This is a genomic window from Serratia sp. GW822-FHT06D09 (assembly GCF_058799515.1).
The window spans coordinates 212,319-223,881 of sequence record NZ_JBXALO010000004.1 but is presented as its reverse complement, the minus strand read 5'-3'; the positions used below and the strand labels follow the sequence as shown (position 1 = coordinate 223,881).

Annotated in this window: 11 protein-coding genes; 9 read left to right on the top strand and 2 right to left on the bottom strand. The window is 56.8% G+C overall.

The features are described 5' to 3' along the window. From AC1RKG_RS12035 to sstT, 3 genes are all read left to right on the top strand, one after another. Positions 1 to 732, top strand: coding sequence for a glutamine amidotransferase (locus tag AC1RKG_RS12035; RefSeq protein WP_020831790.1), 732 nt, complete (start codon positions 1 to 3; stop codon positions 730 to 732). A 258-nt stretch (positions 733 to 990) separates the two neighbouring features. Then, a complete protein-coding gene (locus tag AC1RKG_RS12030; protein WP_020831791.1) occupies positions 991 to 1,968 on the top strand; it encodes a TerC family protein in 978 nt (325 codons plus the stop codon). 267 nt (positions 1,969 to 2,235) lie between these two features. Continuing rightward, the gene (gene sstT, locus AC1RKG_RS12025; protein ID WP_130017008.1) at positions 2,236 to 3,471 is read left to right on the top strand and encodes a serine/threonine transporter SstT; all 1,236 of its coding nucleotides are present in this window, start codon (positions 2,236 to 2,238) and stop codon (positions 3,469 to 3,471) included. Positions 3,472 to 3,528: 57 nt separating this feature from the next. Here the strand turns inward: sstT and AC1RKG_RS12020 are convergent, their stop codons facing one another. Further along, positions 3,529 to 5,019 (bottom strand): UxaA family hydrolase, encoded by a 1,491-nt coding sequence (locus AC1RKG_RS12020; protein ID WP_493183113.1) that lies wholly within the window; start codon positions 5,017 to 5,019, stop codon positions 3,529 to 3,531. Positions 5,020 to 5,039: 20 nt separating this feature from the next. Next, positions 5,040 to 6,452, bottom strand: coding sequence for a glucuronate isomerase (uxaC, locus tag AC1RKG_RS12015; protein WP_493183111.1), 1,413 nt, complete (start codon positions 6,450 to 6,452; stop codon positions 5,040 to 5,042). Positions 6,453 to 6,840: 388 nt separating this feature from the next. Between uxaC and AC1RKG_RS12010 the strand changes: the two genes are divergently transcribed. The 6 genes from AC1RKG_RS12010 (at position 6,841) to AC1RKG_RS11985 (ending at position 11,447) form a co-directional block, all read left to right on the top strand. Beyond that, positions 6,841 to 8,139, top strand: a complete 1,299-nt coding sequence (locus tag AC1RKG_RS12010) for an MFS transporter (RefSeq protein ID WP_046372567.1) — start codon at positions 6,841 to 6,843, stop codon at positions 8,137 to 8,139. A 116-nt stretch (positions 8,140 to 8,255) separates the two neighbouring features. Further along, on the top strand, positions 8,256 to 9,032 hold the full coding sequence (gene exuR / locus AC1RKG_RS12005) for a transcriptional regulator ExuR (protein ID WP_020831798.1): 777 nt from the start codon (positions 8,256 to 8,258) through the stop codon (positions 9,030 to 9,032). A 185-nt stretch (positions 9,033 to 9,217) separates the two neighbouring features. Continuing rightward, entirely contained in the window at positions 9,218 to 9,664 is a 447-nt protein-coding gene (locus AC1RKG_RS12000; protein WP_020831799.1) for a hypothetical protein, read from the top strand. Positions 9,665 to 9,803: 139 nt separating this feature from the next. After that, entirely contained in the window at positions 9,804 to 10,484 is a 681-nt protein-coding gene (locus AC1RKG_RS11995; protein WP_020831800.1) for a DedA family protein, read from the top strand. Then, entirely contained in the window at positions 10,484 to 10,855 is a 372-nt protein-coding gene (gene mzrA, locus AC1RKG_RS11990; protein WP_020831802.1) for an EnvZ/OmpR regulon moderator MzrA, read from the top strand. Before AC1RKG_RS11995 ends, mzrA begins: the two co-directional genes overlap by 1 nt. Positions 10,856 to 11,075: 220 nt before the next feature. Next, entirely contained in the window at positions 11,076 to 11,447 is a 372-nt protein-coding gene (locus AC1RKG_RS11985) for a DUF1090 domain-containing protein (RefSeq protein WP_142816311.1), read from the top strand. Positions 11,448 to 11,563 lie beyond the last annotated feature (116 nt).

Below are 11,563 nucleotides of genomic sequence, written 5' to 3'. Positions count from 1 at the left end.
ATGAAACCCTTATTACTGATGCAAACCGGCGATGCCCCAGAGGTTATCCGTCGGGAAAAGGCCAACTTCGACGGCATGTTCTTGCAACAGGGGAACATTGATGCCGATCGCGTGCAGATCGTGCACCTTCCCGCAGGCGAGCAGCCGCTGCCGCCGCAAAATTACGCCGGCGTGGTGATCACCGGTTCACCTGCGATGGTGACCGAACGGCTGCCGTGGAGCGAGCAAGCCGCCGAGTGGCTGCGCCAGGCGATGCAGATCCAACTGCCGATCTTCGGTGCCTGCTACGGGCACCAGCTGTTGGCCTATGCGCTTGGCGGTGAAGTCGGTTATCACCCGCAGGGTATGGAAGTCGGCACATTGGACGTCGAATTGCTGCCCGCCGCCGCCAACGACCGGCGAATGGCGATGTTACCGCCGCGCTTCAAAGCCAATCTGATCCACTCGCAGAGCGTGTTGACGCCCCCCGCCGGCGCAGTGCCGCTGGCCCGGTCGCAACAGGATGCCTATCAGATCCTCAGTTATGGCGATCGCGTGCTGACGACCCAGTTCCATCCGGAATTTAACGGCGCGGTGATGCACCAGTATCTGAGCTGGCTCGGTGAGCTGTATCCAGAGCAGCAGGCAGCGTATCAGCTTAAGCAACAGCAGGTTAGCGATACGCCGTTCAGTCGGCTGCTGCTGCAGGGATTTGTCGTCAGCCTCGGCGCGCAAAAAGCCCTGGCCGGGTAACTTAATAAACGTTGACCGCTGACATATTTTGCATTACTTTCTGCCGTGCAAAGGGGAGTAACTTCATAGCCGGTCAATCGTCATTACGATGCGCAAGCATCCGGTTACCGGGCAACATGATGTAACGGGCACGATCAGTGCACCTTCATCAACGTTGTAAGTGAGACCTTGCCGGAAGGCGAGGTTTGCTTGCAGCGTTCATAAGAGCGGCTAGCGTCTTCCGACGTTGGCCGTTTTTGTTTTTGAAGGATACCTCTGATGATGAATACCGTTGGCACACCTTGGTTATGGGGCAGCTTTGCCGCCATCATAGTTGTGATGCTCGCAATCGACTTACTGCTGCAAGGCCGCAAAGGCGCACACACCATGACGCTCAAGCAGGCCGCCAGTTGGTCGCTGGTGTGGGTCAGCCTCTCTTTGCTGTTCAACCTGGGCTTCTGGTACTACCTGAACCAAACCGCCGGGCGCGCCGTCGCCGACACCCAGGCGTTGGCCTTCCTCACCGGTTATCTGATCGAAAAAGCGCTGGCGGTCGATAACGTCTTCGTCTGGCTGATGCTGTTCAGCTACTTTGCCGTTCCGGCCAACCTGCAGCGTCGGGTGCTAATCTTTGGCGTACTGGGCGCGATCGTGCTGCGTACTATCATGATCTTCGCCGGCAGCTGGCTGGTGACCCAGTTCCAGTGGTTGCTGTATCTGTTCGGTGCGTTTCTGCTGTTTACCGGTATCAAGATGGCGCTGGCAAAAGAAGATGACTCGGCGATTGGTGACAAGCCGCTGGTGAAATGGCTGCGCAGCCACCTGCGTATGACCGACAACCTGGAAGGTGAACGTTTCTTCGTGCGCCGCAACGGCCTGCTGTTCGCTACGCCGCTGGTGCTGGTGCTGATCCTGGTCGAACTGAGTGACGTGATCTTTGCGGTCGATAGCATCCCGGCAATTTTCGCTGTGACCACGGATCCGTTTATCGTTCTGACCTCTAACCTGTTCGCCATCATGGGCCTGCGCGCCATGTACTTCTTGCTGGCTAACGTGGCTGAGCGTTTCTCGATGCTGAAATACGGCCTGTCGATTATCCTGATGTTTATCGGCGTCAAGATGTTGATTATCGACTTCTTCCATATCCCGATCGGCGTTTCGCTCGGCGTGGTGGCCGGTATCCTGACGTTAACGTTGGTGATCAACGCCTGGGTTAACCGTCGTAACGACCGTCTGGCCAATCATAAAGCACCATAATCTGTTAGCCGGGGCGGCTTGCCGCCCCGCGATTGTTTGGCAATTCCCCCCAAACGCCAAATGTTATTGCGATCACACAAATGTAATCAGTATGTTATAAAGAGTTGATCCGCGCTCAGAATTTCACCCTCTCCCCTTTCCAATACCCAGGCTTTACTGAATACTGATTCGGCAAACACACTTGGTTACAGATCCCTATAAAGTTGTCCGGTGGCGTTCCCACCGAGGTGACAAAGTCTGTACGCAACATCATCGGGAAAAAGCATTATGCAAAACTTACTACACAGGATCGTACAGGGCAGCCTGGTTAAACAAATCATGATCGGCCTGGTGGCCGGGATTATCGTGGCGTTGATCTCGCCGGCAACAGCTTCTGCGGTGGGCCTGCTTGGCGCCCTGTTCGTCGGGGCACTAAAAGCGGTAGCGCCGGTATTGGTGCTGGTGTTGGTCATGGCCTCAATCGCCAACCACAAGCACGGGCAAAAAACCAATATCCGCCCGATCCTGTTCCTCTACCTGCTGGGGACCTTCGCCGCGGCGCTGGTGGCGGTAGTGGTCAGCTTTATGTTCCCGTCCAACCTGGCGCTGGTGACCGGCAATGCGGATATCAACCCGCCAGGCGGCATTATTGAGGTGCTGAAAGGCCTGCTGATGAGCGTGGTCGCCAACCCGTTCCATGCGCTGATTAATGCCAACTATATCGGTATTCTGGCCTGGGCCGTGGGTCTGGGGCTGGCGCTGCGCCACGCCTCTGAAACCACCAAGTCGCTGATTAACGATATGTCGCATGCGGTCACCCTGGTAGTACGCGCGGTGATCCGCTGCGCTCCACTCGGTATTTTCGGTCTGGTGGCCTCGACGCTGGCGGATACCGGTTTCGGTGCGCTTTGGGGCTATGCGCAACTGCTGGTGGTGCTGATCGGCTGTATGCTGTTGGTGGCGCTGGTGCTGAACCCGCTGATCGTTTACTGGAAAATCCGTCGCAACCCTTACCCGCTAGTGTTTGCCTGCCTGCGCGAAAGCGGCGTGACCGCCTTCTTCACCCGCAGCTCAGCTGCCAACATCCCGGTGAATATGGAGCTGTGCAAAAAGCTGAATCTGAACGAAGACACCTATTCGGTTTCCATCCCGCTGGGTGCCACCATCAACATGGCCGGCGCCGCCATCACCATTACCGTGCTGACGCTGGCGGCGGTGCATACTCTGGGGATCCCGGTTGATGTGCCCACGGCGTTGCTGCTCAGCGTCGTCGCGGCTATCTGTGCCTGCGGCGCTTCCGGCGTGGCAGGCGGTTCACTGCTGCTGATCCCATTAGCCTGCAACATGTTCGGCATTCCGAACGACGTGGCAATGCAGGTGGTGGCAGTCGGCTTTATCATCGGCGTACTGCAAGACTCCGCCGAAACCGCGCTGAACTCCTCGACCGACGTGCTGTTCACCGCAGCTGCCTGTCAGGCGGAGGATCAGCGTTTAGCGGATGAAGACCCGCTGAAAGTGCGTTAATCCCCAAAATGTTCCAGAAGGCGCTCGTGATCGGGCGCCTTTTTTACGACTGGAGCCTTACAATGTCACTCCACTCTTAAAAATCGCCAACTCACGGAAATCATTGGTTTCGTTGCGTGCTGGCTGACCATTGGCAATCGCCACAATCAGATCGACAAACTGCTCCAGCAGACTTTCCATCGGGGTGCCGTGGATCAGCCGGCCGGCATCGAAGTCGATCCAATGCGGCTTCTTCGCCGCCAGCTCGCTGTTGGTCGCCAGCTTCACCGTCGGTACGAAACCGCCATAGGGCGTACCGCGCCCGGTGCTGAACAACACCATATGGCAACCGGCACCGGCCAGCGCGCTGGTCGCTACCGCGTCATTGCCTGGCGCACTCAGCAGGTTTAAACCGGGTTGCCGCAGCCGTTCGCCATATTTAAGCACGTCCACCACCTGGCTGTGCCCGGCTTTCTGCGTGCAGCCGAGCGATTTCTCCTCCAGCGTGGTGATCCCGCCAGCTTTGTTGCCCGGCGAAGGGTTTTCATAAATCGGCTGGTTATGGGCAATAAAATACTGTTTGAAATCGTTAACCATGCTGACGGTCTTGTCGAACGTCGCACGATCGCGACAGCGGCTCATCAGGATCCTTTCGGCGCCAAACATCTCCGGCACTTCGGTCAGTACCGTCGTGCCGCCGTTGGCAATCAGATAGTCGGAAAAACGCCCCAACAGCGGATTGGCAGTGATGCCGGACAGCCCGTCAGACCCGCCGCACTCCAGCCCGAATTTCAATTCACTCAGCTTGCCCGGTTGACGGCGCTCATCACGCATCACCTGGTACAGCGCATGTAGCTGTTCCAACCCAGCCTCTACCTCATCGTCCTGTTGCTGACAGACCATAAAGCGCACCCGCTGATCATCAACCGCACCCAGGGTACTGCGGAAAACATCCACCTGATTATTCTCGCACCCCAGGCCAATCACCAACACCGCGCCAGCATTGGGATGGCGCACCATGTTTTGCAGCATAGTGCGGGTGTTCTCATGATCTTGCCCCAGTTGGGAGCAACCAAACGGATGACTGAACAGGTGCACGCCGTCGATCCCCTGCGCATCCTGGGTTTCCTTCAAAAAGCGCTGCTGGATCTGTCGGGCAATGCCGTTGACACAGCCAACGGTCGGTATGATCCACAGCTCGTTGCGGATCCCTACTTCCCCACTGCTACGGCGATAAAGCTGTACTTCCCGATCCGCAGCCTGCGGCGGTAATACGGGAAATTGCGGCTGATACTGATAGCTATCCAGGTCACTCAGGTTGGTTTTGGCATTTTGCGAGTGGATATGTACACCGGAAGCAATCGTCTCCAGCGCATGGCCGATCGGCAGGCCATATTTGATGATGGCCTCACCGGCGGCAATCAGCCGTAGCGCAAACTTATGCCCGCGCGCTACCGGCTGCGCAAGCCGAATTGCCGTGCCGTCCAGCATCAACGTTTCATCGGCCGCCAGATCGCGCAGTGCCACCGCGACATTATCCAGCGAATGAATTTTTACCATGCTTTGCATAAACCCACCTCGGGCAGCGGCTACGCCAGTTCAATGGCGAAATAGTTCTTGGCATTGTCGAAGCAGATGTTTTTCACCATCTCGCCCAGCAGCGCGATATCTGCTGGCGCCTCGCCGTCTGCCACCCAACGCCCCATCATCTGGCAAAGGATGCGGCGGAAATATTCATGGCGGGTATAAGACAGGAAGCTACGACTGTCGGTCAGCATACCGACAAAGCGGCTCAACAAGCCGAGCTGCGCCAATTGCGTCATCTGACGCTGCATACCGTCTTTCTGATCGTTGAACCACCAGCCGGAACCGAACTGCATCTTGCCCGGCGTGCCCTCCCCCTGGAAGTTACCGACCATGGTGGCGATCACTTCATTGTCACGCGGGTTGAGGCAGTACAGGATGGTCTTCGGCAGGCCCCCCTGACGCGCCTGGGCATCCAGCAGGCGTGAAAGTGGCTCCGCCAGCGGTCGGTCATTTATCGAATCAAAGCCGATATCCGGGCCGACGCTGGCCAGCATGCGGCTGTTATTATTGCGCAGCGCGCCGATGTGATATTGCTGTACCCATTCACGGCGTTGATATTCTGCCGCCAGGAACAGCAGCACCGCACTTTTGAATTGGGCACTCTGCTCTGGCGCAGGTAGCTTGCCGCTCAGGCGCGCCGTTAAAATCGCATCCAGTGCAGCTTCATCCGCCTCTCCATAAACCACCACGTCCAACGCATGGTCAGCCACCTTGCAGCCATGGGCGGTAAAATGATCCATGCGCTTTTTCAACGCGTCACACAGCGCGCTGAATCGACCGATATGAATATCGGCTGCCGCTTCCAGCTTTTGCAGATAGTCATTGAAGCCCGGCGCATCGATATTAAACGCCTTGTCCGGTCGCCAACTTGGCAACACCTTGATATCGAAACTGCTGTCGGCGGCAATGGCTTTATGGTGGCGCAGATCGTCGACAGGATCGTCAGTGGTGCCGACCATCTTCACATTCATCTGCTGCATGATGCCGCGCGCCCTGAAATCGTCCTGCGCCAGCAGGGCATTGCCTCGCTGCCAGATGTCGTCCGCCGTCATCGGGGAAAGCAGCGTGTCGGTGATACCGAACGGACGACGCAGCTCCAGGTGGGTCCAGTGATAAAGTGGGTTACCCAGGGTATGCGGTACGGTGGCAGCCCAGGCATCGAATTTTTCACGATCGCCGGCATCGCCGGTACACAGCCGTTCTGCCACCCCGTTGGTGCGCATCGCCCGCCATTTGTAGTGGTCACCCTTAAGCCAGATTTCGTATAAATTTTTGAAACGGGTGTTCTCGGCGATCTGTTCCGGCGGCAGATGACAGTGATAGTCAAAGATCGGTTGCTCCGCCGCATAGTCATGATACAAACGCCGGGCGAATTCGCTGCCCAGCAAGAAATCTTCGTTTAAAAACGTCGCCATAGCTGGCTCCTCACCTTGCTTGCCGTTCGACACAGTGTTCAATGCGACAAAGTTATCACACCAATTTTATTGGGCGTCCAGCAAAATATCGCCTTCAGCCAGGCTGCCATGACCCATAAAAGGCCGTTTACCGGCATTTTTACGGCCAGATAGCGCCTAAACAGCCCAATCATGCGGCAAACAGTATTGCCGAATTGAAAAATGGCTTTTGTGATATCACTCAACTTTTAAATCTGTATGACAAGTTATTGTCTCGCCACCCAGTCGTGCTTGCGGCGGGAATACGCCGGTGATGAAGAGGCCGGTGCAAATCAACGATAAAGGGATAACCCCTTAAAACGCTGACGCCGACAGGGCGCCGCCAATTCAAGACTGGGAGATATTTCGGATGCGTAAAATTAAAGGGTTACGCTGGTACATGATCGGACTGGTGACGATCGGCACCGTGCTGGGTTACCTGACGCGTAACGCCATCGCCGTCGCGGCGCCCACGCTGGAAGACACCTTACACATCACCACGCAGCAGTATTCTTACATCGTCGCGGCCTATTCTGCCTGCTACACCCTGATGCAACCAGTGGCGGGATATGTGCTGGACGTCTTGGGTACCAAGGTCGGATACGCCATGTTCGCCATCCTGTGGGCGCTGTTTTGCATGGGCACGGCTCTGGCCAACAGTTGGGGCGGGCTGGCATTGGCGCGCGGGGCCGTGGGCATGGCGGAGGCGGCAATGATCCCCGCCGGGCTGAAGGCCAGCAGTGAGTGGTTCCCGGCCAAAGAACGTTCCATCGCCGTGGGTTACTTCAACGTCGGCTCGTCGATAGGCGGCATGCTGGCGCCGCCGCTGGTGGTCTGGGCAATCGTCGCGCACAGTTGGGAAATGGCGTTCATCATCACCGGCGTGCTGAGCCTGATCTGGGCTGTCTGCTGGCTGATTTTCTATAAGCACCCGAAAGACCAGAAGAAGCTCAGCGACGAAGAGCGCGAGTACATTCTGGGTGGGCAGGAAGCACAGCACCAAACCGGCAACGCCAAGAAAATGTCCGCCTGGCAGATTGTTCGCAACCGCCAGTTCTGGGGCATCGCGCTGCCGCGCTTTCTGGCAGAGCCGGCATGGGGCACCTTCAATGCCTGGATCCCGTTATTCATGTTCAAAGCCTACGGCTTCAACCTGAAAGAGATCGCCATGTTCGCCTGGATGCCGATGCTGTTCGCCGATCTGGGCTGTATCGTCGGCGGTTACCTGCCACCGTTTTTCCAGAAACACTTTAAAGTGAACCTGATTGTTTCACGTAAGCTGGTGGTTACCCTGGGTGCCGTGCTGATGATTGGCCCTGGCATGATAGGCCTGTTTACCAGCCCCTATGCGGCTATTGCACTGCTGTGCGTCGGTGGCTTTGCCCATCAGGCGCTGTCTGGTGCACTGATTACCCTGTCTTCTGACGTCTTCGGTCGCAACGAGGTGGCCACCGCCAACGGCCTGACCGGCATGGCGGCCTGGACCGCCAGTACCCTGTTTGCCCTGGTGGTCGGCGCCCTGGCGGACACACTGGGCTTCAGCCCACTGTTTGCCGCACTGTCGGTATTCGATATTCTCGGCGCCATCGTTATCTGGACCGTCCTGCAAAATCGCCCCGCTACGCAATCCGAAGAGGCAGTATTGGCCCCCTCCCCGGCGCGCCATTAACCCCGCAGCCCGGCCATCGCGCCGGGCGCTCCCCGGAGCCTACTGGCAGCTCTGCCGGATAAGTGGTATAACAAATCCATGGCTATGCGCCCCTCCCTATCCAAAGAGCATTCACTATGGAATTCACTGAAACCAGACGCCTGTATCAGCAACTGGCCGCCGAGCTTAAACAGCGTATCGAAAGCGGCCGATACCCGGTGGGCGATAAGCTGCCGGCCGAGCGCTACATTGCCGAAGAGATGAACGTCAGCCGTACCGTGGTACGCGAAGCGATCATCATGCTGGAAGTGGAAGGCTACGTCGACGTACGCAAAGGTTCCGGGATCCACGTGATGTCCAACCAGCAAAAGCATCTGGTGGTGCCGGGCGACAGCATTGAATTTGCCACTGCCGGGCCGTTCGAGCTGCTGCAGGCGCGCCAACTGATTGAGAGCAACATCGCCGAATTCGCCGCGACCCAGGTTACCAAGCAGGACATCGTCCAACTGATGGAGATCCAGGAACAGGCGCGTAAAGAGGATCGCTTCCGCGACTCGCAGTGGGATCTGAAATTCCACGTGCAGGTGGCGCTGGCCACTCAGAACACCGCCATGGCCACCATCGTGGAAAAAATGTGGGTTCAGCGGGTGAATAACCCTTATTGGATCAAGCTGCATGAGCATATCGACGATCGCTCCATCGCCAGCTGGTGCGACGACCACGATCAGATCCTCAAGGCATTGATACGTAAAGATCCTTACGCCGCCAAGCTAGCCATGTGGCAACACCTGGAAAACACCAAGCAGATGCTGTTCAACGCCACCAGCGACGATTTTGAATATAATGCCGACCGCTACCTGTTCGCCGATAACCCGGTGGTGCATCTGGATGGCGTAGCCGCCGAAAATAAATAGCCCAGGCGGTCAAAAATCGTCGGGTTATGTCAGGTATTGTAAAATCCGCTGAATCGATGCCTGAACGGCGATTTGCCGTGTAGTATTTCACCGCTGGCAACGTAGATTTCCCTGTTGCCAATCGTGCTATTTTGGTAAAGTTGAGCCACTTTTTTACCCTCTGCTACGGGGCGGGACGCGAATACATGCGCTGGTTGTTTGCCATGCTTATTGCTCTTTTTTGCTGGACCGGTTCGGTCTCCGGCCAAAAGCTATGCGCGGCTCCTTCCAAAGCAACCCCTACGTCGCTGAGCAGTTTACCCTCGCTCTCCGATCCGCTGCTTTCCCCTTACGACCAGGTTTATCGGTCACCGGCAGAGCTGCAGCGAAAAAAGCCGGGTAAATTGCCGTTGTTATTGCCGCGGTTGCATTCCTTCTCCGGCTCGCTGTCGACCTGCGCCCAATTACCGCCGGTCTATACCCTGGCCGCAGAGCTGGGCCACCGCACCAAACTCCCGCGCCAGAACTCACCTGCGCTCAACCGGCTTGCCCAGGTCAACTGGACGCTGCACACCCCGCAGCAGCAAAACAGGCTAGGCGGCTGGAAAGAAAGTAATATGCTTTACCGTGGCACGCTGACTTACCACTCATGACCGGTGTCGCACCGACTAGAATCTACTAAAAAGCAACGCCGTTTCATCATTATCAGCAGCCAGCATCGCCCGCGCGCTTTCGGCCCACACTCGATCAGCCGCTGAAATAAAATAAACAATGACGTTTTAGGAACACCGGATGGACATCATTAAAGAACTGTTACATGCCTTATGGCAGCAGGATTTTGAGACGCTGGCGAACCCTTCGCTGGTCTGGACCCTCTACGTGCTGCTGTTTATGATCCTGTTTTTGGAAAACGGTCTGCTGCCGGCAGCCTTTCTGCCAGGGGATAGCCTGTTGATCCTGGTCGGCGTCCTGATCGCCAAAGGCACCATGAATTTCCCGCTCACCATCCTGATCCTGACCGTCGCCGCCAGCCTGGGGTGCTGGGTCAGCTACATACAGGGCAAGTGGCTCGGCAATACCCGAACGGTACAGGGCTGGCTGTCGCATCTGCCGGCTCACTATCATCAACGGGCTCACCAGCTGTTCCACCGCCACGGGCTTTCCGCCCTGCTGGTCGGTCGTTTCCTGGCGTTTGTCCGCACCCTGCTGCCGACCATTGCCGGCCTGTCTGGCCTGAGCAATGCCCGCTTCCAGTTCTTTAACTGGATGAGCGGCCTGCTGTGGGTCGTGATCCTCACCTCGCTGGGCTTTGCTCTGGGCAAAACCCCGGTCTTCCGCAAGTATGAAGATCAACTGATGTTCTGCCTGATGCTGTTGCCGTTGGTGCTGCTGGTCGTCGGGCTGGTCGGCTCGCTGATCGTCTTGTGGCGCAAGAAACGCGCCGATAGCCAGGACCAGGGGAAAGGGGCGTGATGATCAAGCGCCCGCGCTGGCAGTACGTGTTGCTGATTGCGCTCGCCTTGCTGGCACTCGCCACGCTGTTGGTGCCCTGCATGGTGCGAACCGAGAGCGAGCTTCGCATTCGCGCAGGGCAGCAAGGCCTTTCGCTGCCTGACGGTTTTTATGTCTATCAGCGGCTGGATCAACGCGGTATTCGCATCAAGAGCATTACCCCGGAAGGCGACGGCCTGGTGATCCGCCTGGACTCGCCGGAACAGCAGTTGCTGGCGCGCGAGGCCTTGCAAACCATTCTGCCGCCGGGGTACATCATTGCCCTGAGCGAATCCCCAGTGCCCACTCACTGGGTGCGCGAATTTGCGCGCTCCCCCCTTAATCTGGGATAATACCCTTTCATATGAAGGGGTTTCCTTTCATATCACCGCCCTGTTCAATTAATCATCACTCAACACTGAACCGTGGCGGATTCTTTGGGGTCTTCACGATTTATGGCTATGCTCAAGGTTAGCGTCAGTCAGCTACGTAAGACTCCTGTCGCACTGCCTCTGTCGGCAGTCAGGAAAGCGGATACGTGACAACGCATCCCAATAACAAGGAATTGATAGCATGAAATTACGCCAATCTATGTTACTGGCTCTCCCATTCTTCGTCTTCCCGGCCCTGTCATTTGCGGCTGAGGGCGGCTGTGCCGCCAAAGCACAAGAGATTCAAAAACAGATCGATTACGCCACCCAGCACGGCAATACTCACCGCGTCGCCGGGTTGAAAAAGGCGCTGAGCGAAGTGCAGACAAATTGCACCGAAGCTGGCCTGCAGGCCGATCGCCAGAAAAAAATCGATGAGAAACAAAGCAAGGTAGCCGAACGTCAGCAGGAGCTGAAAGAAGCCCAGCAGACCGGCAATCTGGACAAAGTGGCCAAGAAACAGAAAAAGCTGGCTGAAGCTCAAGCCGAGCTTAAGCAAGCCCAAGCGGAATAATTTTTTTACACTAGCGGATTTATCGCTGAGAGCCGCACCAAGCGGGATTTTTACCGTATTTGAAATGGATGCTTAGTGATATCAACTACTCATCCCCCCTTTGCTCCGGCGAAAAA

Bases quoted from the DNA above. Each gene is read 5' to 3' on its own strand.
- AC1RKG_RS12035 (WP_020831790.1), top strand. From the start codon at position 1: ATGAAACCCTTATTACTGATGCAAACCGGCGATGCCCCAGAGGTTATC.
- AC1RKG_RS12030 (WP_020831791.1), top strand. From the start codon at position 991: ATGATGAATACCGTTGGCACACCTTGGTTATGGGGCAGCTTTGCCGCC.
- sstT (WP_130017008.1), top strand. From the start codon at position 2,236: ATGCAAAACTTACTACACAGGATCGTACAGGGCAGCCTGGTTAAACAA.
- AC1RKG_RS12020 (WP_493183113.1), bottom strand. From the start codon at position 5,019: ATGCAAAGCATGGTAAAAATTCATTCGCTGGATAATGTCGCGGTGGCA.
- uxaC (WP_493183111.1), bottom strand. From the start codon at position 6,452: ATGGCGACGTTTTTAAACGAAGATTTCTTGCTGGGCAGCGAATTCGCC.
- AC1RKG_RS12010 (WP_046372567.1), top strand. From the start codon at position 6,841: ATGCGTAAAATTAAAGGGTTACGCTGGTACATGATCGGACTGGTGACG.
- exuR (WP_020831798.1), top strand. From the start codon at position 8,256: ATGGAATTCACTGAAACCAGACGCCTGTATCAGCAACTGGCCGCCGAG.
- AC1RKG_RS12000 (WP_020831799.1), top strand. From the start codon at position 9,218: ATGCGCTGGTTGTTTGCCATGCTTATTGCTCTTTTTTGCTGGACCGGT.
- AC1RKG_RS11995 (WP_020831800.1), top strand. From the start codon at position 9,804: ATGGACATCATTAAAGAACTGTTACATGCCTTATGGCAGCAGGATTTT.
- mzrA (WP_020831802.1), top strand. From the start codon at position 10,484: ATGATCAAGCGCCCGCGCTGGCAGTACGTGTTGCTGATTGCGCTCGCC.
- AC1RKG_RS11985 (WP_142816311.1), top strand. From the start codon at position 11,076: ATGAAATTACGCCAATCTATGTTACTGGCTCTCCCATTCTTCGTCTTC.